This is a genomic window from Candidatus Pantoea soli (genome assembly GCF_007833795.1).
In the GTDB taxonomy this organism is placed as follows: Bacteria; Pseudomonadota; Gammaproteobacteria; order Enterobacterales; family Enterobacteriaceae; genus Pantoea; species Pantoea soli.
The window spans coordinates 30,873-52,277 of the sequence record NZ_CP032702.1; the positions used below are offsets into that span (position 1 = coordinate 30,873).

Annotated in this window: 17 protein-coding genes, 1 tRNA gene and 2 pseudogenes; 7 read left to right on the plus strand and 13 right to left on the minus strand. The window is 52.1% G+C overall.

Translation table 11 applies throughout. From position 1 onward, the window contains the following. Nucleotides 1-21: 21 nt before the first annotated feature. Both D8B20_RS00150 and D8B20_RS00155 read right to left on the minus strand, forming a co-directional pair. Nucleotides 22-1,485 carry a sugar porter family MFS transporter gene (locus tag D8B20_RS00150; protein WP_145886028.1) on the minus strand — a complete coding sequence of 488 codons (1,464 nt, stop codon included), beginning with the start codon at nucleotides 1,483-1,485 and terminating at the stop codon, nucleotides 22-24. Between the two features lie 119 nt (nucleotides 1,486-1,604). Continuing rightward, nucleotides 1,605-1,841, minus strand: coding sequence for a hypothetical protein (locus tag D8B20_RS00155; protein WP_145886030.1), 237 nt, complete (start codon nucleotides 1,839-1,841; stop codon nucleotides 1,605-1,607). 23 nt (nucleotides 1,842-1,864) lie between these two features. Here D8B20_RS00155 and D8B20_RS00160 point away from each other — a divergent pair, with 23 nt between their 5' ends. After that, on the plus strand, nucleotides 1,865-2,854 hold the full coding sequence (locus D8B20_RS00160; protein WP_145886032.1) for a LacI family DNA-binding transcriptional regulator: 990 nt from the start codon (nucleotides 1,865-1,867) through the stop codon (nucleotides 2,852-2,854). 141 nt (nucleotides 2,855-2,995) lie between these two features. Here the strand turns inward: D8B20_RS00160 and D8B20_RS00165 are convergent, their stop codons facing one another. After that, entirely contained in the window at nucleotides 2,996-4,030 is a 1,035-nt protein-coding gene (locus D8B20_RS00165) for an acyltransferase family protein (RefSeq protein ID WP_145886035.1), read from the minus strand. A 241-nt stretch (nucleotides 4,031-4,271) separates the two neighbouring features. Beyond that, the gene (locus D8B20_RS00170; RefSeq protein ID WP_261388042.1) at nucleotides 4,272-5,348 is read right to left on the minus strand and encodes an EpsG family protein; all 1,077 of its coding nucleotides are present in this window, start codon (nucleotides 5,346-5,348) and stop codon (nucleotides 4,272-4,274) included. A gap of 488 nt (nucleotides 5,349-5,836) precedes the next feature. Between D8B20_RS00170 and D8B20_RS00175 the strand changes: the two genes are divergently transcribed. From D8B20_RS00175 to D8B20_RS00190, 4 genes and pseudogenes are all read left to right on the plus strand, one after another. Further along, entirely contained in the window at nucleotides 5,837-6,589 is a 753-nt protein-coding gene (locus D8B20_RS00175; protein ID WP_315901157.1) for an alpha/beta hydrolase, read from the plus strand. Nucleotides 6,590-6,700: 111 nt separating this feature from the next. Further along, entirely contained in the window at nucleotides 6,701-7,381 is a 681-nt protein-coding gene (sid, locus tag D8B20_RS00180; RefSeq protein ID WP_145886039.1) for a capsid size-determining scaffold Sid, read from the plus strand. Beyond that, a complete protein-coding gene (locus D8B20_RS00185; protein ID WP_145886041.1) occupies nucleotides 7,378-7,605 on the plus strand; it encodes an ogr/Delta-like zinc finger family protein in 228 nt (75 codons plus the stop codon). The genes sid and D8B20_RS00185 overlap by 4 nt, the downstream gene beginning before the upstream one ends. An 18-nt stretch (nucleotides 7,606-7,623) precedes the next feature. After that, nucleotides 7,624-8,189, plus strand: a pseudogene (locus D8B20_RS00190) (phage polarity suppression protein). 218 nt (nucleotides 8,190-8,407) lie between these two features. Here the strand turns inward: D8B20_RS00190 and D8B20_RS21510 are convergent. The 9 genes and pseudogenes from D8B20_RS21510 to xylF form a co-directional block, all read right to left on the minus strand. After that, the gene (locus D8B20_RS21510) at nucleotides 8,408-10,231 is read right to left on the minus strand and encodes a coiled-coil domain-containing protein (protein ID WP_186454390.1); all 1,824 of its coding nucleotides are present in this window, start codon (nucleotides 10,229-10,231) and stop codon (nucleotides 8,408-8,410) included. Continuing rightward, nucleotides 10,215-10,697: an ABC-three component system middle component 2 gene (locus D8B20_RS00205; protein ID WP_145886044.1), complete on the minus strand. Its 483-nt coding sequence runs from the start codon at nucleotides 10,695-10,697 to the stop codon at nucleotides 10,215-10,217. Before D8B20_RS00205 ends, D8B20_RS21510 begins: the two co-directional genes overlap by 17 nt. After that, nucleotides 10,685-11,689: an ABC-three component system protein gene (locus D8B20_RS00210; RefSeq protein WP_186454391.1), complete on the minus strand. Its 1,005-nt coding sequence runs from the start codon at nucleotides 11,687-11,689 to the stop codon at nucleotides 10,685-10,687. Before D8B20_RS00210 ends, D8B20_RS00205 begins: the two co-directional genes overlap by 13 nt. Before the next feature lie 17 nt (nucleotides 11,690-11,706). Further along, nucleotides 11,707-12,874 (minus strand): annotated as a pseudogene (locus D8B20_RS00215) (tyrosine-type recombinase/integrase). A gap of 161 nt (nucleotides 12,875-13,035) precedes the next feature. Next, a tRNA-Sec gene (locus tag D8B20_RS00220) sits at nucleotides 13,036-13,130 on the minus strand. A gap of 58 nt (nucleotides 13,131-13,188) precedes the next feature. Then, nucleotides 13,189-14,367 carry a D-xylose utilization transcriptional activator XylR gene (xylR, locus tag D8B20_RS00225; RefSeq protein WP_145886048.1) on the minus strand — a complete coding sequence of 393 codons (1,179 nt, stop codon included), beginning with the start codon at nucleotides 14,365-14,367 and terminating at the stop codon, nucleotides 13,189-13,191. A gap of 93 nt (nucleotides 14,368-14,460) precedes the next feature. Beyond that, nucleotides 14,461-15,642, minus strand: coding sequence for a xylose ABC transporter permease XylH (gene xylH / locus D8B20_RS00230; RefSeq protein WP_145886050.1), 1,182 nt, complete (start codon nucleotides 15,640-15,642; stop codon nucleotides 14,461-14,463). Next, nucleotides 15,635-17,155, minus strand: coding sequence for a xylose ABC transporter ATP-binding protein (locus D8B20_RS00235; protein ID WP_145886052.1), 1,521 nt, complete (start codon nucleotides 17,153-17,155; stop codon nucleotides 15,635-15,637). The genes xylH and D8B20_RS00235 overlap by 8 nt, the downstream gene beginning before the upstream one ends. Before the next feature lie 27 nt (nucleotides 17,156-17,182). Beyond that, nucleotides 17,183-18,175: a D-xylose ABC transporter substrate-binding protein gene (xylF, locus tag D8B20_RS00240; RefSeq protein WP_145890318.1), complete on the minus strand. Its 993-nt coding sequence runs from the start codon at nucleotides 18,173-18,175 to the stop codon at nucleotides 17,183-17,185. Between the two features lie 356 nt (nucleotides 18,176-18,531). On the opposite strand from xylF, the gene xylA reads away from it, so the two are divergent. Together xylA and xylB are read left to right on the plus strand one after the other, a co-directional pair. After that, complete coding sequence (gene xylA / locus D8B20_RS00245) at nucleotides 18,532-19,854, plus strand: xylose isomerase (RefSeq protein WP_145886054.1); 1,323 nt, start codon at nucleotides 18,532-18,534, stop codon at nucleotides 19,852-19,854. Nucleotides 19,855-19,871: 17 nt separating this feature from the next. After that, on the plus strand, nucleotides 19,872-21,314 hold the full coding sequence (xylB, locus tag D8B20_RS00250) for a xylulokinase (protein WP_145886056.1): 1,443 nt from the start codon (nucleotides 19,872-19,874) through the stop codon (nucleotides 21,312-21,314). Nucleotides 21,315-21,405 lie beyond the last annotated feature (91 nt).

The following is a 21,405-nucleotide window of genomic DNA, read 5'->3' on the forward strand; positions in this document are numbered from 1 at the left end:
ACCTTGCGCGCTGAGGCTGCCTCAGTGACGCGGCAGATCAAAAGAGGTTCGATCCTGGGCCGCTGACAGACCCGACGGCACCTCTGCCTCGACGTTGAACTTCTCCAGCACCAGTCCGTGAATTTTTTCCAGCGAGACACCCGCCGTTTCCGGCAGATAGCGGAAGGTAAAGAAGTACATGCCAAGCGAGAAAATGGCGAACAGCAGCAGCGGAAAACCGCCGTGGAACAGCGCCAGCAGCTGAGGATTGCTGTTCATGATCGGGAACACAGAACTGATAACAAAGTTGGCCAGCGACATGGCGCAGATGGAGAGGCCGACGCACAGGGAACGGATCTGCGTCGGGAAGATTTCTCCCAGCACCGTCCAGACAATCTGGCCCCAGGTCATGCCGAAGAAGATCATATAGGCAAACAGACCGACCACCGCCAGCATGCCTGACAGATTGTAATAGAACGCGGTAAAGGAGTAGCTCAGGCAGATGCAGGAGGTCATGGCACCCAGCAGCAGCAGTTTGCGGCGCCCTACTTTGTCGATCAGCAGCATACCGGCCAGCACGCCGATAAACTGGCACACCGACAGCCAGAAGGTCTGCAGCAGCGCCGAATCCGTGCTGCCGGCAACGTTTTTCAGCAGCGTCGGGCCAAAATACTGGATCACGTTGATACCGCTGATCTGATTACCAACCGCCAGCCCGATGCCGATCACCAGCAGTGGCACGGTGGTCTTGTCCAGACGCAGACGCGCTTTGTGCTGCCCGGTGTGCTGGGCCGCAAACGACTGTTTGATCTCCTTAAACACGCTCTCTGCGTGAGCACGATTCGAGATTTTGCTCAGCGTGTCCAGCGCTTCCTTATCGCGCCCTTTCAGCACATTCCAGCGCGGCGATTCCGGGATAAACGCGATAAACAGCATAAACAGGGCGCAGGGCACCAGAGCCGTGGCAAGGATATAGCGCCAGCCGAGGGCGATCATCACATCAGGCAGGGTGAATTTTGTAATGTAGTAGTTGGTCAGCAGCACCACCGACTGTCCGCCCACGCAGCAGACGGCATACAGCGCCGTGGTGCGGCCGCGAAAGCGCGACGGCGAAAGCTCCGCGAGATAAATCGGCGAGATTACCGAAGCCAGTCCAATGGCCAGTCCGCCGACGATACGAAACAGCACAAACACCGTAAAGTTATGGGCAATGGCGGTGCCGACAACCGAAACGGTAAACAGCAGTGCGGTAATGGCGAGTGATTTTTTACGGCCCAGCCTGTCGCTGAGGCGTGGCGCAATAAAGCAGCCTGCCAGGCTGCCAAGCAGAATATTTGAAACTGCCCAGCCGGTTTCGGCGGGTGTCAGTTGAAAATATTCGCTGAGCGGTTCAATGGCGCCGGAAATAATCGAGGAATCATATCCCATCAGCAGGCCGCCAAAGGCCGCGACGGTACAGCAGAGAATGACATACTTCATGTTGTAGCGTTTTTGCCTGGTATCCATGTTAAGCCCCTTGTCTTTACAGCCCGGACGCTGCATGTCCGAAAAGCGCGGTGTACCGAAGCGCGGCGGTGCCGCCCGGCGTCTTAATGGAATATATTTTCTAAATGATGTTTTTTGGATTATTTTTTCCGATAACTGTGAATGCGGTGGCGAAAATGGCGCAGAATGTGACCGCCATCAACCGGACAGCGGGCTGAAATGAGAGGTTTTTTATCAGCATGGTCGGCAGCAGCCTGAAAAATGCTGCCGGATCGGAATGGCAAAATGAAATTTCCGTTCGGTACCACAGCGACCCCGGCAGAGGCGGCGCGCAGGTTCTTTTTCTCCCGGCCAGCGGGCATAATAGGTTGATTCACAGGCCCCCTTTGCGGAAAGCGCAATGAAAACGCAGCGCATCACCCTGGACGATATCGCCACGCTGGCCGGCGTCACCAAGATGACGGTGAGCCGCTACCTGCGCACGCCGGAAAAAGTTAAACGCGAAACGGCAGAGAACATTGCCCGCGTGATTGCGGAAATAGGTTATGTCGCAGACAACAGCGCCTCCGCATCCCGCACCAATCCGCCGCGCATTGGCGTGCTGATCCCCTCTTTTCACAACCAGATTTTTGCTGATGTGCTGGCCGGTATCGAATCGGTCACCCGTGCACACGGCTACCAGACGCTGGTGGTGAACTACGACTACAATGCGCAGCGCGAGGAGGAGCAGATCGCCACCGTGCTGGCGCTGGATATCAAAGGGCTGATCCTGACGGAATCGGTGCACACCCTGCGTGCGGAAAAATACCTCAATGCGGCCACGATTCCGGTGGCTGAAGTGATGGGCATGACGCAGGCTCGCGGGCGCATTAACGTCGGTTTCGACAATTATCAGGCCGGGTATGACATGACGCAGATGCTGCTGGCGAGCGGAAAGCGGCGCGTGATTTACTTTGGCGCGATGTCCGATCATCGCGACGAGCAGCGTTACGCCGGCTACTGCGATGCGCTGGCGGCCGCCGCTCTGCCCGCCGGGCGCATCGTGCCCAACCAGGTGTCATCGGTTTCGGTTGGCACCGATATGATGACACTGGCGCGCCAGCGCTATCCGCAGATGGATGCGATTCTGTGCACCAATGACGATCTGGCGGTCGGCGTGCTGCAGGAGTGTCAGGCGGCTGGCATTGCCGTCCCCGGCACGCTGGCGATTGCTGGTTTTCACGGACTGGAGATTGGGCAGGCCACCACGCCAAGGCTGGCCAGCGTGGTGACCCCGCGCTTCGAGATGGGCAAAGTGGCCACGGAGATTGTGCTGAAGAAGATTCACCGGCAGCCCACCCTTGAGCAGGTAAATCTGCATTACCGCTTATCCGCGGGCGGCACCCTCTGAATCACCGGGTGATGAAGCGGTTTTGATTGCGCCGTGAGAGTGGAGGGCACTGCTGCCGGCAGCCCCGGACACGCGCCCGGCGCCACATCCGTTGCTTTAACCGACAGACAGCACGGCCGCCATCGCTGGCGGCCGTGGGGGTTAGTCGCGTGCCACGCTCGGCACAATGGAAGGCTGGGCGTGATGGGCACGCTTCAGGAAGCGGCTTTCCAGCAGATGCCATGACAGCCACGCCAGTGCCAGCGTCAGTACAATGACCATCAGCAGGCCGAGGAAGGCGTTGGTATCAAACACGCCAAAATGCTGCAGTACCTGAATAATCGGCCAGTGATAGAGATACATGCCGTAGGAGAGGTCACCATACTGGCTGATTTTGATCTCTTTACACAGGTTGGTGCTGAACAGAATTACCACCGAAGAGAACGCCACCGGCTCAATGATGAAGGCGTAATTGGTGTTCTTGAACAGCAGGAACAGCACCAGCGACACGATGGTGATCTCCTTCAGCCGGTCAAACGTCGGCTGGTGCACCGCCAGCAGGCTGCCAAAGAAGAAGTAAGATGACAGCGCGATAAACTGTTTCGCCAGCGTGTCAGCTTTGGCACCGGTATATACCGCGGTGAAATAGAAGAACCAGGCGCAGGAGATCACGAAAATCACGCCCCACACTTTCAGCGGGCTCTTTTTCAGCAGCGGCACAATAAACGGCAGCAGGACATACAGCGTCAGCTCGGCTTTAATGGTCCACAGCGAGCCATCCATCGGCTGATTCGGGTTATCGGTAAACACACCCGGCAGGGAGGGCTGAATAAAGTTCAGGAAGGTGAAATTCGCAACTAAATATTTCAGCGTCTCTTTATTTTTCAGGAAATCCATCAGCGGTAATGTGGTCAGGCACATGCCAATGGCAAAGCACATAACGATGACAAAAATATAAGCCGGTAAAATACGCTGCGCACGTTTAACAAAATAAGAGGTCAGCGATTTACTTCTTAAGTAACTTTTTGCAATAAGAAAACCACTTATTGCGAAAAATCCTTTTACGGCAAAGTCACTATTTAAAAAATGTGCAAGGAAACGGATATCCGCGTTGCGCGTAACCTCAGCGGAATGCACCAGCATAACGATAAAAGCCAGCGAGAGCCTTACGATGTCAAAATTGTTTTTTTCGTTCATGTCAGCATTCTTTCATCAAGTGACGTTGCGCCATGAAAAGCCATGAAAGACTTAGCCTGGGGAGTTAAGAATAATCTTACTAATGAATATCTGCGAGCAGACAGGAACTATTAGAGGTTTAAAAGCAGCAAAAATCAAGCAATCGGCAGGGCGTGCGCCATATTCAGAATTTCCCTGGTGGATATGTCCGGCGCTGTATAAATAAAAAACGCTAACCTTTTGGTTAGCGTTTTATCGGGGTTTATTTAAACAGCTGGAAGGTTCGCGATACCTCGTAACCGACAATCGACTGTTTACTCGACACCGTATTGTAGTAGAGATAGTAAAGCACCATCAGAATCGTCACCGCGGTGGCCAGCACCTTTTTCAGCTTCTGCGTCTCCCAGATGCACAGGGAAATCAGCACCGGCTCCACCTGCAGCAGGTAGTTCGCCAGACGACCACCCGAGGCGTAATCCTGCAGTGCCATCCTCATGCCGCTGCCGATAGCGAAAGTGACGACGAGGATGTAATAGGTATTAAACTTTTCCGCATCGAAGTTTTTGATCTTATCGCTCAGCAGCATGTAGCTGAAAATAAACACGAAACCGATATTCTTCAGGTTAGAGAGGGTAAAAATCCCCTGCTCCTGACGGGAATCGGCATCGGCATAGCCCATGGCCCTGTCGCCCAGCGAGCCCAGATGGCTGGAGAGCGCGGCGATCAGCGCCGAACTGCCGAGAAACGCCAGCGGCAGACTGGCCAGCACAATGATAATCGGGATGTATTTGTTTTTGCGAATCACCATCGCCATCGGGATCAGCAGCGCCACAATCGCCGTTGCGTGACTGATAAAGGAGAGGATGAAGGTGGTGAACATACCGGATTTACTGCGGCGCGACATGTGGTACAGAAAGCCGAGCAAAAACGCCGAACACAAGCCGAAGCGAATCTGGTTCATATCTTTGTTAATGAACAGGTGCGCTGAGTAGACCGCCAGCGCGACCAGCGGCAGCGGCGTCAGCTTGCGGAAGTAGTGCGCGTTGACGCCCACGGCAAGCAGGGCAAAAACAAAGATAAAGATATCGGGGTTGGCAGTGAAAATGCGCGTTACGCCAGCGATGGCGTAAATCATCGGTTCATAGCGGAACTCCACTACCGCACGCCAGAAGCCCTCGATGATAATTTTATCGATAAACTGCGCATAAAAATCGCGATACTGGAAGTCATCAAGACCGGTTCCCAGGCCACGAATACCGGCGAAAGTAATAAGTACTAATGCGGCAACAAAATAAAGCCATGTCCTGATTTGTGCTGTGTTTTCCTTTTTACTTAACATGATTTCGACAATAGCGACGAAAGTCAGGCCAAGACTTATGATCCAGTAAATTCCCATGGTCACGGATTCTTATAGTTTAAAATTTACTTATAACATACGGCCTTGTTAACGTAAACATGAGAAAATTCTAATTTTTCCTGGGCCGGTATTATATTCACTGCGCATCACTATTATTATTTGCTATGGTCGGGGTTTGCCTGATTTTTAGCACAACTTTTTTCTGTATCTCATGGGGAAGTGCGACGGAGCCGCGCCAGAACGGCGGTGAAATTTGGCTTTGTGGCTGTTTTTACTCAACATCGGGAGTAGGTGTGATGTTTTTTCCGCGGTTAATGGCGTTACTCACTGTGATTTGGTTACCCGCTGCTTTTGCCAGTCAGGAAATTCCGATCTGGCCCCACGAAGCGCCAGGAAATAATAAGTTTATTAACTTCAGTAAAAACCCGGCGGTAAATAACCGCGCGGTTACCCAGGTTGATAATCCGCAAATGATTTATGTTCCGGCTGCCGGAAAAAATAATCATTCGGCGGTGCTAATCATTCCCGGTGGGGGTTTTTCTTATATTATGAAAGACCTTGAAGGGCTGGACGTGGCGAAAGTGCTTAGCCAGAAAGGATATGCTTCATTTATTTTAATTTATCGCCTCCCGCGTGATGGCTCAGACGATAATCGCAATCACGCTTTCGCAGACGCACAGCGTGCCATGCGCCTGATTCGCGCTAACGCCGCGCACTACAACGTGGCAGCCGATCGTATCGGCGTCATGGGCTTTTCGGCCGGCGCATTTCTGGCCGCCAACCTGAGCAATAACCCGGATGAGACCACTTACCCGGCGACCGATGCGCAGGACCAGACCTCTGCGCGTCCGGATTTCAGTGCGCTGATTTATCCGGTGGTGTCGCTGAAGGATGGCGTAACCCATCCGGGTACGCGCGCAGCGCTGTATGGCAAGTCGCTCAGCCCGCAGTTGATTGAGCAGAATTCTCAGGAAGATCGCGTAACCGGCCGGACGCCACCCACTTTCCTGGTGCAGGCGCTGAACGACGGCACCGCCTCGCCGCAGAATGCGCTGCGTCTGTTCGATGCGCTGCGGAAAAATCATGTACCGACTGAGCTGCATCTGTTTCAGCAGGGCGGACACGGTTTTGGCACCGGCATGAAGCAAAACCTGCCGGTTAAAAACTGGCTGACGCTGTTCAGTGACTGGCAGAGCAGTCTGGTTACGCAGAATAAGCACTGACTGACGCGTACCGGCTGGCGGCCGGGCACCGCGACGCCTTAAACAACAGGCCGCGCGTTAAAGCGAAGGGTTCAGGTTAAGCGGGTGGCTATTCAACCTCACCCGTAAACAATGGCCAGAGCTGCCCATCTGGAAAACGCCCGTCAGATGGATGACACCACCACGGCCATTACCCGAACCGCTGAGCAGAAAGCTGAGCTTGAACAGGAAAACGGCAGTGATGCCAGCGCATGGCGCACTGCATTCCGTGCCGGTGGGGCAGTGCTGACGGATGAGCTGAAACAACAGCATCTGGCTCGCGTGGCCTCCCGTGAGCTGGTGCAGGAGTGCGACAGGCTGGCTGAGGTACTCGGTTATGAATGCGAGCGTCTGAAAGGCGCATGTGACGGCACGGCCAGAGCATACCGTCAGGCGCATCACAACGTGCTCAGCCAGTACGCCGGGAAAGAGTTGGAGAACGCGCTGCGTGATACCTGCGGCGCACTTGTCCGGGCGATGAAACTAAAAATGCTGGCGCTGGGTAATCCGCTGGCGAATACCGTGGGTATTCAGGGTTATGTTAAACCGGATAAGGCGGTCATGCAGGAGGTAACAGCGTGGCTTGAGCGTGCGGTAAACGACCGCCATATTCGTCTGGCAGATGAGCCGGTGCTGTACAAAACTGGGCTGTCGGCTGACACCCTGCCGCACATGAATTACGGTGTCGCGGTGACCACTGGTCAGCGCAAAACCTTCTTTGACAAACTGCGTGTGCGTGAGGATGACCTGAAAGCGCGGGGGCTGCTGTCATGATGTACTGTCCGTTCTGCAAAGGTCCGGCGCATACCCGTACCAGTCGCTATCTGTCCGAAACAGTCAAACAGCTCTATTACCAGTGCACGAATGTTATGTGCTCCGCCACGTTCAGGACGATGGAATCGGTTGACTCAGTCATTCAGCGCCCTTCAAACACTGATTTAGCGGGTGATGAATTTATCGCGGCGCATTCCGGGAAAGCCCGAAAACAAAGCCTGTAGCGACCACGGAGACACCTGATGACAACATTAACGCTGGAGCAGGCTTATGAAGCCTGCCAGAACAATAAAACCACCTGGCTGAACCATAAAACTGAACTGGTGGAGGCTGAGCAGGAATACCGCGAAGGGCTTATTACCGGCGATGTTCACAGCCCCGGTGCCTGCAAACGCTGCACGATATTATCGACGTGAAAAAATGGGAAATTAATCAGTCGGCCGGTCGCTATATCCGTTCGCATGAGGACGTACAGCGCATCAGTATCCGTAACCGGCTGCATGAGTTTATGCAGGCGCATGGTGCAGAGCTGGCCGCCGCGCTTGCCCCCGAACTGATGGAATATAACGACCAGCATCCTGCTGTAAAAAACTTTCTGATACAGCATTCGGTCGATTATCTGCATGAAGCGTTGCAGGTCTGGCTTACCACCGGTGAAAAAATTAATTATTCCGCACTGGATAATGACATTTTAACGGCCATCGGATTCAGGCCTAATACGGCTTCGCGGGATGATCATCGTGAAAAATTCACCCCTGCACAAAACCAGAATTACAGCCGTAAACGCGCAGAACTTGCCGCGCAGTAGCCCGTCAAAAAATCCCCGGAAATCTCGCCAATTTTGCCGAAAAAAAGCCATGCATCCATAAGGTGCATGGTTTTGCATGCAAATCCCCGTATTTTTTATCCCACGCAACACCAGTACCGGCGCGGCCTGAGCCGGTTCATGCACCTGCATTAAAAGCGACCTCTTAAGCGGGCAGGCGTGTCAGGGAGAGCATTGCGCGCCACGCTACGTTATCAATTTTAAAAACGCTTAGGGAATATTCCTGTAGAGCCTTCATAATTCAAGTCAATTAATTTGACATAATCATCGTTTTCAACTGCAAAACTTGGACCCTTATTCTCAATTAAAATAACTTGGACATTTAACTCTGTATCTATCAAATTTTGATAAAATGCATCCGTCAATGATGTGGGGTTAACTTCTGATTTTTTAATTTCTCTTTTTTTATCAAAGTGAGTTACCAGTGGGCTATCCAATAAGACAAAGCCTATCTGTGGGTTATTTTTTTTGGCTAAACACTCCGCTAGAGAAATTACAAAACAAGCATATATTACAGCGCGACTACCTTTTCCGTATAGAGACCTAGCTTTTCCATTGATGAAAAAATCATATGAAACATCATCAAACACAACAATGTTTTCTGAGCTTGAATTAAATCTAATTGCGTTAAGTAAATCTTTGAACTCCTCAACCAATTCATTGAGTTCATTGGGATCTAAATTATCAAAAGTACTTGCGTCATAAACATCGCTGTCGATGTCGTCGCCCTTAGATTCTAATGAGTTAATTATTTTATGCTTGGAATAATCGGCTGAGAATACTTCTTTCAAAGCATACAGATCATCCATTTTTTTCTTGGAAAGCTTTAAATCAATATTGTGCAATTGTTCATAGCTTTCCATTTCTATATCTAATATTTTTAAGCTATCACCAATGGATTCTTTTACATGTTCTAATTCTTTTTCGTTAGACTTTATTGAATTGATTAATCCGTTAAGTTGCGATCCTATTTTTTTATATTCTGCAATGCATGATGAGAGATATTGTTCATAACTTATTTCTGAGGATTTGTTTATTGTGTGACCACAGTTATCACATAATTCCTCAACAAAGTTATCTAAGAAGAATGCTGCCTGTGAAATGGAATCAATTCTCTGCAAATCAGAAAGGTAACATTCCCTAAGCATTGAGAATCTATTTATTAGCATTGATAAGTAACTTTCTCTTTTTTGCAAATGAGAAATCTCATCCTTTATATCATTTATCAGTTCTATTTTTTCACTATAATTCTCAAGCAAAGCATTAATTTCATGAGCCACGATCTCAAGCTGTTCTTCAATATTTATCAATTCATCGTGTATTTCTATCAATGTCATATGAGGGTAAGTCAACCCTCTGCTTATTTCTTCAATTAATTCCTTTACTTGTTTTTTTAAAAAACCTTTCGCTTTCTTATTAGGCTTTTCTTCGCCAATTAATGCATCATCTCTTTGCGTTAGTAAAAACTTGAATTCTGACTTGCTCTTGGTTTGTTCTGTATACTGCTCAGAAAGCAGCAATGATTTTCCAGTCAATATTCTAATTTCATCTATACAAAAGAAATTAAAAACACTTCCTAAATTAAAACTGTTGACTCCACCACTATTATTTACCCTAACTTTGGCTTTTTTAAATTGTAGTTTGTCATAAAAAATTGAGTTGAAACTATTTTTAGAGTTGCTGCTTTTTACTATTTTTTGAATGAAAGTGGTTGGGTCTATCGTGTCCCCCCATCCAGAATACAATTTGTATTCACTGTTATTATGTAATTCTCTTTCAATAGAATATGGTTTTTCTCCAATAGAAAATTCTATATGAGCGCTATCATAATCCCTCGCCTCATTAATACCAGCATTCTCAAAATCATCATTGCCAAAAAGATAGCGAATCAAGTTATAAAAGTATGTTTTCCCTGAATCAGAACCACCAGTTATAATTGTAAGTTTTTGGCCAAATTCAATTAAAACAGGAGGGACAATGCTTCCTTTTATTACTACTCTTTTAATTTTAAAGTAATGGTTCATAATGGCTCTCCATATCTAATCTCCCAAATTTTGACGCTACTAACTCCTTCATTTCACCGAAATTTAGAAAGCCATAATGCTCTTTCGTAATTTGTATATTTTTTTCCATCTTTAAAATATACTCGTTTTGAATAGCGTTCGTAAATGAAAAAGTCTTGTCTGTCACTGCAAATATAATTCCATCTTCGGTAAATATCTCTTTCACTATTTTATATTTCTTCATTAAATCGAGAGACTCCGTAAATGTTTTTCGTGTAATAGCCAGTTGAGTATCTCGTCTAGGAATTGCAGGGTGAAGGCTATCCTGAGTCGGGATGAAATCGTTTAAGTTGAGAACAATAAAGTCTACACATATAATTTTTTCAATACTTAATCCCGTAGGATTAAATCCCATAAGAATCTTGGCGATCCTAATGGACATTTCAATTTGAGAGTTATATAAACTCATTTTTTTTATATCTTCCATTGCAAATCCCCATCGTTAATCATGTGGTGACAAATCCCTTTTTTATCAGGGACTTCACATATCTTTGATAAGACAGGGTGTGATATAGTAGTCAGAGATGCTTGCCTTAAAATTTCATTACATCTATCAAACGAGTTACTATGTTTTTTGTAAATTTCGCTTTCAATAGATGATGTAATGTAACGTTTCAATATTTTGAAATTATCTTCAACAAAGGAATCCCTTATATACCGACTGAGCGATGAAGCAAAATAAAAATCATCTCTGCACCCTTTAAAATGGTTGCTATAAGGGGGGATTAGATTTGTTAAGTTCATCTTTCCAGCAGGAGAAACTTCGGAATAAACATCTAACAACTGCCCAACATATACTGACTCAATTGAAGGATCATAAGTCGGTGTGAATTCTGGGAAATCTCTAGCGTAGAACATTTCGTTAAAGTACTTAAAATACAGAGGTGTCTTTGTTATTTCACTCAAAACCTTGGATAATGGGAGTGAGTAAAAAATATCAAAATTAAAATTGTTAATATAATCAATCAAATCTTGTGTTAATGGGATTGTCTGTGTCGATGTGATTTTCTTACTTATTGCTTCCTCCCAAACATTTAAGATCTTATTTTTTAGCAAACTAGGATTTCTTAGTAATTCAGAAAAAGTAGTAGACAGATCTTTTGGAGCTACAAAATAATATTTTTCGGGGGTTGGGAAATCTCCATTTTTTGTAAAAAAAATGAGTTTTCCAAATTCATCAGCCACATCAGAAAAACTAAGTCTTTTTGAATAGAACTTACATTGGTAATTATGCCAAATGTAATTCTTTATATGAGGATCAGTTATAAAACCAACTATATCTCGACCTTTATCCCCAGCCCCTCCAAGTCTTTCATGGGTAATATATTTCACGGTGTGACATTCTGTTAACCAATCATGTATAAACTCTTCCCAAGTATCATCATCCCAAGTCATGATCGTCGCTAGCGGCTTACCCATGCGATACATCCATCCTTTCAACTGATATAAAAGTAATTAGCATACCATTGCAGCCTATCTCTACGATTTTCAAGATATTGCGCATGGTTATAAGTCCCACGAATACTGTTTTTATCTACATGAGCTAATTGCATCTCAATCCATGCACTATCAAATCCCTGTTCATGTAGGATTGTCGAAATTGTATGTCTAAAACCGTGACCTGTAGCACGTCCTTTGTAACCAAGTAACTCAATCACTTGCGATACGCTTTCTTTCGAGATCGGTTTACTGCGGTTGTTCCTGCCAATAAAGATGTAAGGGTAATGGCCGGTAATAGGTTTGAGCTGTTTGAAGAGGTCAACTACTTGAGTAGATAAAGGAACAATGTGAGGCCTACGCATTTTCATACGTTCAGCGGGGATTTCCCATATACCTTTCTCAAGGTCAACCTCATCCCATGTAGCAAAGCGCATCTCTTGGGTTCGTACACCGGTCAGCATGACGATTTTTGTCGCATTCTTAGTGATGATGCTGCCGGTATACGCTTCAAGATCCCGAATAAAATGAGGTAACTCTTCAGCGGATAAAAATGGATGATGCTTTTGCTTCGGAACGGCTAAAGCAATAGCCAAATCAGGATCAGGATTGTATTCTGCGCGCCCAGTTATGATTGCATAGCGATAGACCTCGCCGCATCTTTGGCGCACTTTTCTGGTCTTCTCTGGTGTTCCACGCTTCTCTATACGTCTCAATACTTCAAGCAGTTCTAACGGTTTGATTTCACTGATAGGACGTTTACCAATGAACGGAAACACGTCTTGTTCAAATGTCTTAATGATTTCTTTGCGATAGGCCACTGTCCAGCGGTCAGCTTTGTTGGTGTGCCATTCTCGACATATGGCTTCGAATGAATTCTCTGTTGAGAGTTGCTGTGCCAGTTTTTGGGCTTTACGCTCTTCTACTGGGTCTATGCCGTTTGCTACCTGCTTGCGAGCTGTATCGCGTTTCTCACGTGCTTCTGCGAGGCTCACAAGGTCGTAGCTGCCAAATGACATTAGCCGCGCTTTACCTGCAAAACGAAAGCGGAAACGCCAGCCTTGAGCCGTCTGGATTGATGAGTAATGACAGGCCTTGTCCATCGTTAATTGTGTAGGGTTTGTCTTGAGGCTTTGCTCGTTTGATTTGTATGTCTGTAAGTGCCATGAGTATAAGTCAAAAATGTGTATAAAAAATCTATACACATCACTATACATATTTTTCATGGATTCAGGGAGAACTTGTCGGACGGTTACGGATGAGTTGTCTACTATATATATTGAAAACAAAGGGTTTTTAGACGTTTTCGGATGACTGCGGAGGAATTTTGGCGGAAGATCACAGGAGTCGAACCTGCCCGGGACCGCTGGCGGCCCCAACCGGATTTGAAATCCGGCCGCCTCACCGGAGACGACGATCTTCCTCAGAAGATGCCGCGCAGTATAGCGCTAAATCGCGGCAAACGCGTCATTGCAATGCGCTTACTGCACTTTCTCGCCGTGATGCTGGCGATACTCCTTCGGCGTGGTGTCGTAGCTTTTGCGAAATACCGAGTAAAAGTACTGCAGCGAAGGGTAGCCGCACATCTGGGATATTTCATTGATATTCAGCGAAGAAGAAGCCAGCAGCTCACGCGCTTTTTCCAGCTTTTCGCGGTGGATCATCGCATGAATGGTGTCGCCGGTTTCATCGCGAAAGCGTTTCTCCAGATTCGAACGCGACATGCCGATGGCATCCAGCACCTGTTCCACCTTAATGCCTTTGCAGGCGTTAAAGCGGATGTAGTGCATCGCCTGAATCACTGCCGGATCGCGCAGTGAACGAAAATCGGTTGAGCGGCGGGCAATCACTTTGACTGGCGGCACCAGAATGCGCTGCAGCGGCAGGGTTTGCTGATCCAGCAGACGATGCAGCAGCTTGGCAGCCTGATACCCCATCTGGCGCGTGCCCTGGGCCACAGAGGAGAGGGCAACGCGTGACAGGTAGCGCGTCAGCTCTTCGTTATCAATGCCAATCACGCTGAGTTTTTCCGGCACCGGGATTTTCAGATGCTCGCACGCCTGCAGCAAATGGCGGGCGCGCGCATCGGTCACGGCGATGATGCCGGTCTGCGGCGGCAGGGTTTGCAGCCAGTCGGCCAGCCGGTTTTGGGCGTGCTGCCAGTTTTCCGGGGCCGTTTCCATGCCCTGATACACCACCCCCTGATAACGTTCGCGCATTACCAGCTGACGAAACGCATGTTCACGTTCGCGCGCCCAGCGCTTACCGCTGGCGGCCGGCAGGCCGTAAAAGGCAAAGCGGTGGATGCCTTTCTCTTTCAGATGCAGAAAGGCGCTCTCCACCAGCGCCGCGTTGTCGGTGGCGATGTAATGCACCGGCGGATAGTCCTGCTCGCGATGGTAAGAGCCGCCGACGCCGACAATCGGCACGGTGACATTGCTGAGCAGGCTGGCAATGGAATCGTCGTCGTAATCGGCGATCACGCCATCACCCAGCCATTCACGGATATTCTCAATGCGGCAGCGGAAATCCTCCTCGATAAAAATATCCCAGTCTGTCTGCGAAGCCTGCAGGTATTCTCCCACCCCTTCGACCACCTGACGGTCATACACCTTGTTGGCGTTAAACAGCAGCGTAATGCGATAGCGTTTCTCTTGCATAGTGGCGCGATTCCTCAGACCTTTTGCGCATTGCATAGCACGACAGAAAAGGCAGCTGAAATTGTTTGCGCCACAGTGTGATCGCCCACGCGATTACACCCGGCGGCGCGTCGCGGTGTCCATCCAGACCGCCAGCAGCAGAATGGCCCCTTTGACGATGTACTGCCAGAAGGTGGGCACGTCCATCATGCTCATACCGTTATCCAGTGACGCCATGATGAACGCGCCCATGACAGCCCCCGCCACCGAGCCGACACCGCCCGCCAGGCTGGTGCCGCCGATCACGCAGGCGGCAATCGCATCCAGCTCTGCAATGTTCCCGGCCGACGGCGAACCGGCACCGAGGCGCGAGCTGAGAATCAGCCCGGCAATCGCCACCATCACGCCATTGATAGCAAACACGGCCAGCTTCGTGCGGGCTACGTTAATGCCGGAGAGCCGCGCCGCGTCCAGATTGCCGCCGATGGCATAAATACGCCGGCCAAAAGCGGTGCGCGTGGCAACAAACATGCCGCCCAGCAGCAGCAGCGCCAGCAGCAGCACCGGCGTCGGTACACCGCGGTAATCATTCAGCAGCCAGATGGCACCCAGGATCACCACCGCCGTGATCGCCTGACGCGCCACGGTGCCGGTCAGGGCAGGCTGCGCCAGACCCAGCTGCTGGCGGCGTAAAATCAGCCGCCACTGCCAGAACATAAACAGCGCCAGCCCGGCCACGCCGAAGCCAAACCCGACGCCGCCTGGCAGGTAGCTCTGGCCAATCTGCGACATGGCAGGGGTGGTCGGCGCGACGGTGGTGCCATCGGTAATGCCAACCAGAATGCCGCGAAACGCCAGCATGCCGGCGAGGGTGACGATAAACGACGGCACTTTGCGGTACGCAACCCACCAGCCGTTCCACATACCCAGCAGCAGGCCGAGCACCAGCGTGACCACAATGGTCAGCGGCAGCGGCCAGCCGAGCCATACGTCAAAGATGGCCGCTACGCCGCCCAGTAGGCCCATCATCGACCCCACAGAGAGATCGATCTCCGCTGAGATGATGACAAACACCATGCCTACCGCCAGAATGCCGGTGATCGCCGTCTGGCGCAGCAGGTTGGAGACGTTACGCGGACTGAGCCACGCGCCATCGGTGGTCCAGGTAAAGAACAGGGCGAGCAGCACAATCGCCCCCAGCATCACCAGCACCTGCAGATTGAGGCGGGGAAACTTGCCTGGCGAGGGCTTGCCCGGGGTACCGGACAGGCTGCGGGTACTTTCGGTTTTAAGCATAATGTTCGCTCCGCAGGGCGGCTTCCATGACCTGCTCCTGAGTCAGGTTATCGTTGATCAAATCGGCTTTGATTTGCCCTTCATGCATCACTAACACGCGGTCGCTCAGGCCCAGCACTTCCGGCAGCTCGGAGGAAATCACAATCACCGCGATGCCCTGCTGCACCAGCGCGTTAATCAGCAGATAAATCTCCTGGCGCGCGCCTACATCAATCCCGCGCGTGGGCTCATCCAGAATGAGGATTTGCGGATTAAGCAGCAGGCATTTCGCCAGAATCGCTTTCTGCTGGTTGCCGCCGCTCAGACGGCCAATGGCCAGATCCGGCGACGAGGTTTTTACCCGCAGACGGCGTATCGCCTCGTTAATCGCCTGCTGCTCATGGGCGTCATCCAGCGTGGAAAGGCGCTGCGTATACTGATCGAGCGCCGCCAGCGTGATGTTTTTGCCAACGCTCATCAGCGGCACAATGCCATCTTTTTTCCGATCTTCCGGCACCATGGCGATACCCAACGCAATCGCCGCGCGGCAATCGGTGATCCTGACCGGCTGGTCATTGATCCAGATATCGCCCTGCCAGCGACCGGGCCAGACGCCTGCCAGACACTGCACGGTTTCGGTCCGGCCCGCGCCGACTAATCCGGCGATACCGAGGATTTCACCACGCTTCAGGCTAAAGGAGACGTTGTTCACGCGGCGGATGTGGCGGTTCACCGGGTGCCACGCCGTCAGGTTTTCCACTTTCAGCACCGTCTCGCCGATCGCATGCGGCTGATGCGGATAGAGCGCGGTCAGCGCACGGCCCACCATCATGGTGATGATGTCATCCTCGCTCAGCCCGGCCGCCGGTCGCGTGGCGATATGCTGACCATCGCGAATCACGCACACGGTGTCGGAGATGGCTTTCACTTCATTCAGCTTATGAGAGATGTAGATGCAGGCGATGCCGTGCTCACGCAGGTTGCGGATAATGCTGAGCAACACCTCGGTTTCCTGCTCCGTCAGCGAAGAGGTTGGCTCGTCCAGAATCAGCAGCCGCACCTGCTTGTTCAGCGCCCGGGCAATCTCTACCAGCTGCTGCTGACCCAGGCCCAGTTCGCCCACCCGGGTCTCCGGCCGCACGTCCAGCCTGACCCGCTCCAGCAGCTGCTGGCAGCGCAGCGTCATGGTTTCGTCATCCACCAGGCCAAAGCGCCCCAGCTCAGCGCCAAGGAAAATGTTCTCCATCACCGTCAGCTGCCGCACCAGCGCCAGCTCCTGATGAATGATCACAATCCCTTTGCGCTCCATGTCGCGAATGGTCTGCGCCTGCAGGCGATCGCCGGCAAAATAAATCTCGCCGTCGAAGTCACCGTGCGGGTAAAGCCCGCACAGGATTTTCATCAGCGTGGATTTACCTGAACCGTTCTCACCGCACAGTGACATCACTTCACCGGCTTCCAGCCGCAGGTTTACCGCATCCAGCGCTTTTACTGCGCCGAAACGCTTGGTGATGTTGTTCATTTCCAGCAGCATCGGTGTGCTCCTTCGCGGATGACGCGCTTAGAGTTCGCTCTGTTTGTGGAAGCCGTCTTTCACCACGGTGCTCTGAATATTGTCTTTATTAACCGGGATCGGCTTCAGCAGGCGTGAAGGCACCTCTTTCAGGCCGTTATTGAGTTTGCTGTTGCTGGACGGGGTCTGGCCGTCGCCAAGTTCCACCGCAATTTTCGCCGCTTCTGTGGCAAGTTCGGTGATCGGTTTGTAAACCGTCATGGTTTGCGTGCCGTTCATGATGCGTTTGATGGCGGCGAGGTCGGCATCCTGGCCGGAAATGGCCACTTTGCCTGCCAGCCCCTGCGCGCTCAGCGCCTGGATGGCCCCGCCGGCGGTGGCATCGTTCGAGGCCACGACCGCATCAATATGGTTGCTGTTGGCGGTCAGCGCGTTTTCCATGATTTTCAAAGCATTCTCCGGCAGCCAGGCATCAACCCACTGATCGCCGACGATTTTAATACTGCCGTTATCAATGTAAGGCTTCAGCACTTTCATCTGGCCGGCGCGGAACAGGCGGGCATTATTGTCCACCGGCGATCCGCCCATTAAAAAGTAGTTGCCCTTCGGCACCTGCTTCACAATACTTTCCGCCTGCAGCTCGCCCACTTTTTCATTATCAAATGAGATATAAAAATCAATATCGGCGTTATTTATCATGCGGTCATAGGCTAATACTTTAATCCCTTCACGTTTCGCTTCGGCAACGACATTACTTAATACCTGACCGTTATAAGGAATGATCACCAGCACATCGACACCGCGATTGATCATATTCTCAATCTGCGAAATCTGCGTCTCTTCATTGCCATTCGCGGACTGCACAAATACTTTTGCCCCGGCGGTTTCTGCCTGTTTTACAAAGATATCGCGGTCTTTCTGCCAGCGCTCCAGACGTAAATCATCGATCGCCATGCCGATTTTCACTTCTTTCGCCACGCCAGCGTGGCTGAACAGGGCCAGCGCAGCGCTGAGGGCTAACAGCGTGTGTTTCATTTTCATCATGGTCATCCTGTAGGTTGAGGCTATTGTCGTTGTAAGGCTATGAACCAGGCGGATGAATTGTTGACCCGACACGACGGCAACATCAATTACTGATTTTTATCCTGCTATTACGTTTTTTTGTTTATTTCCTATTCTTTGAGCGCGATCGATATTTTGACGTAACGGCGGGTAAGGCTTGTCCGCGCACTGTGTCGCGCGCCGCAATGAAATAAATACATGGATTTGCGAGCTGCCGCACAAATAATAATTATCTTAAGTTGAGTGTGAAATATCGTAATTGAGCCGGGCCGTCACGCATCCGCAATATAACGCTTCACTGCTGACCATTCGGGTCTGATGCTAAGGAGCACACCATGCACGCTTATTTCGACCAGCTTGAGCGCGTTCGTTATGAAGGGGCGAAAACCACCAATGCGCTGGCGTTTCGCCACTACAACCCGCAGGAAGTGATTCTGGGGAAAACCATGGCGGAGCATCTGCGCTTTGCCGCCTGCTACTGGCACACCTTCTGCTGGAACGGTGCCGATATGTTTGGCGTCGGTGCCTTTGACCGGCCGTGGCAGAAGCACGGCGATGCGCTGCAGCTGGCAAAGCAGAAAGCGGATGTGGCGTTTGAGTTTTTCTACAAGCTGAACGTGCCTTACTACTGCTTCCACGATGTGGACGTGGCACCGGAAGGTGATTCGCTGCACAGCTACCGCGAAAATCTGGCACAGATGACCGATAAATTGCTGGAAAAACAGCAGGAAACCGGTGTCAGATTGCTGTGGGGCACCGCCAACTGCTTTACCCACCCGCGCTATGCGGCCGGGGCGGCAACCAGCCCGGATCCGGAAATTTTTGCCTGGGCCGCCAGCCAGGTCTGCAGCGCCATGCAGGCGACGCAAACGCTGGGCGGGGAAAACTACGTGCTGTGGGGCGGCCGTGAAGGCTACGAGACCCTGCTGAACACCGATCTGCGCCAGGAGCGTGAGCAGATTGGCCGCTTCATGCAGATGGTGGTGGAGCACAAGCACAAAATCGGCTTCCAGGGCATGCTGCTGATTGAACCGAAACCGCAGGAACCCACCAAACATCAGTACGATTATGACGTGGCCACGGTGTACGGCTTCCTGAAACAGTTTGGTCTGGAGAAAGAGATCAAGGTGAACGTGGAAGCCAACCACGCCACGCTGGCCGGCCATTCGTTCCATCATGAAATCGCGACGGCGATTGCGCTGGGTATCTTTGGCTCGATTGACGCGAACCGCGGCGACAGCCAGTGCGGCTGGGATACCGACCAGTTCCCCAACAGCGTGGAAGAGAATACGCTGGTGATGTATGAGATCCTCAAGGCCGGGGGCTTTACCACCGGCGGCCTGAATTTTGACGCCAAAGTGCGCCGCCAGAGCACGGATAAATACGATCTGTTTTATGGTCACATTGGCGCGATGGACACGATGGCCCTGGCACTGAAAGTGGCGGCGCGTATTGTCAGCGACGGTGAGCTGGATAAACGCGTTGCGCAGCGCTACAGCGGCTGGAATGGCGAGTTCGGCCAGCAAATTCTGAAAGGCGAGTTTTCACTTGCCGCGCTGGCCGCGCATGCTCAGCAACAGCAGCTGAATCCGCAGCATCGCAGCGGACGCCAGGAGCAGCTGGAAAACCTGGTAAACCGCTATCTTTATGATTTCTGACCCTTCAGGAGCATGGCATGGTTATCGGCATTGATTTAGGGACGTCTGGCGTCAAAGTGGTGCTGCTGGATGCCGCGGGGCAGGTGCAGGCAAGTGCCAGTGCCCCGCTGCAGGTGTCGCGCCCGCATCCGCTGTGGAGCGAGCAGGACCCGGAGAGCTGGTGGCAGGCCACCGATCGGGCCATGCAGGCGCTGGCGCAGCAGCACGATCTCAGCGCCGTAGCGGCCATCGGTTTCAGCGGCCAGATGCACGGCGCCACGCTGCTGGACGCCAGCCATCGCGTGCTGCGCCCGGCCATGCTATGGAACGACGGGCGCAGCGCCGCGCAGTGCCATGAACTGGAGCAGCGGGTGGCCGCTGCGCGTCAGATCACCGGTAACCTGATGATGCCCGGCTTCACCGCGCCCAAAGTGTTGTGGGTGCAGCAGCACGAGCCGGAGATCTTTGCCCGGGTGGCCAAAGTGCTGCTGCCGAAAGACTATCTGCGCTGGCGGATGAGCGGCGACTTTGCCACCGACATGTCGGATGCGGCGGGCACGCTGTGGCTGGATGTGGCGCAGCGCGACTGGAGCGACGTAATGCTGGATGCCTGCGGGCTGGATCGCCGCCATATGCCGCAGCTCTGCGAAGGCAATCAGATCACCGGCACCCTGCTGCCGGATATCGCTGCGCGCTGGGGAATGGCACCGGTGCCGCTGGTGGCGGGCGGTGGCGACAATGCCGCCGGCGCCGTGGGCGTGGGCATGGTGGCGCCGGGGCAGGGAATGCTGTCGCTCGGCACCTCCGGTGTCTATTTTCTCGTCAGCGAGGGCTACCTCAGTAACCCGCAGCGTGCCGTGCACAGCTTCTGTCACGCACTGCCGCAGCGCTGGCATCTGATGTCCGTCATGCTGAGCGCGGCCGCCTGTCTTGACTGGGCAGCCGCGCTGACCGGTTGTGACGACGTGCCGCATCTGCTGGCAGAAGCGGAAAGCGCCCGTGACGCTACGCCGCTGCCTCTCTTTCTGCCGTACCTCTCCGGTGAGCGAACGCCCCATAACAATCCGCAGGCGCAGGGGACCTTCTTTGGCCTGACGCATCAGCACGGCCGGCCGGAGCTGGCTCGCGCGGTACTGGAGGGCGTAGGCTTTGCGCTGGCGGAAGGCATGGACGCGGTGCATGAGTGTGGTGTCCGGCCGCAGACGGTGATGCTGATTGGCGGCGGTGCGCGCAGCGCGTACTGGCGACAGATGCTGGCGGACATCAGCGGGCTGACGCTGGACTACTGCCACGGTGGCGAAGTGGGGCCGGCGCTGGGCGCGGCGCGGCTGGCACAGCAGGCGCTCGATCCGGACACGCCTTTGCCGGTGCCGCAACTGGCGCAGCGGCATCAGCCCGACGCCGCGCGCTGTCAGGCATACCAGCCGCGTCGTGCGCTGTTTGCCCGCCTGTATCAGCAGCTGCTGCCGCTGATGTCCTGATTTGACCGCCTGATGGCCGGGAAAGGGCGTGAAAGTGCAGCTTACCTGAGTATGATGAGGGGCAGTGCGGCATAACCTATGGCCGGATCGG

Bases quoted from the DNA above. Each gene is read 5' to 3' on its own strand.
- D8B20_RS00150 (WP_145886028.1), bottom strand. From the start codon at position 1,485: ATGGATACCAGGCAAAAACGCTACAACATGAAGTATGTCATTCTCTGC.
- D8B20_RS00160 (WP_145886032.1), top strand. From the start codon at position 1,865: ATGAAAACGCAGCGCATCACCCTGGACGATATCGCCACGCTGGCCGGC.
- D8B20_RS00165 (WP_145886035.1), bottom strand. From the start codon at position 4,030: ATGAACGAAAAAAACAATTTTGACATCGTAAGGCTCTCGCTGGCTTTT.
- D8B20_RS00170 (WP_261388042.1), bottom strand. From the start codon at position 5,348: ATGTTAAGTAAAAAGGAAAACACAGCACAAATCAGGACATGGCTTTAT.
- D8B20_RS00175 (WP_315901157.1), top strand. From the start codon at position 5,837: ATGATTTATGTTCCGGCTGCCGGAAAAAATAATCATTCGGCGGTGCTA.
- sid (WP_145886039.1), top strand. From the start codon at position 6,701: ATGGCCAGAGCTGCCCATCTGGAAAACGCCCGTCAGATGGATGACACC.
- D8B20_RS00185 (WP_145886041.1), top strand. From the start codon at position 7,378: ATGATGTACTGTCCGTTCTGCAAAGGTCCGGCGCATACCCGTACCAGT.
- D8B20_RS21510 (WP_186454390.1), bottom strand. From the start codon at position 10,231: ATGAACCATTACTTTAAAATTAAAAGAGTAGTAATAAAAGGAAGCATT.
- D8B20_RS00205 (WP_145886044.1), bottom strand. From the start codon at position 10,697: ATGGAAGATATAAAAAAAATGAGTTTATATAACTCTCAAATTGAAATG.
- D8B20_RS00210 (WP_186454391.1), bottom strand. From the start codon at position 11,689: ATGGGTAAGCCGCTAGCGACGATCATGACTTGGGATGATGATACTTGG.
- xylR (WP_145886048.1), bottom strand. From the start codon at position 14,367: ATGCAAGAGAAACGCTATCGCATTACGCTGCTGTTTAACGCCAACAAG.
- xylH (WP_145886050.1), bottom strand. From the start codon at position 15,642: ATGCTTAAAACCGAAAGTACCCGCAGCCTGTCCGGTACCCCGGGCAAG.
- D8B20_RS00235 (WP_145886052.1), bottom strand. From the start codon at position 17,155: ATGCTGCTGGAAATGAACAACATCACCAAGCGTTTCGGCGCAGTAAAA.
- xylF (WP_145890318.1), bottom strand. From the start codon at position 18,175: ATGAAAATGAAACACACGCTGTTAGCCCTCAGCGCTGCGCTGGCCCTG.
- xylA (WP_145886054.1), top strand. From the start codon at position 18,532: ATGCACGCTTATTTCGACCAGCTTGAGCGCGTTCGTTATGAAGGGGCG.
- xylB (WP_145886056.1), top strand. From the start codon at position 19,872: ATGGTTATCGGCATTGATTTAGGGACGTCTGGCGTCAAAGTGGTGCTG.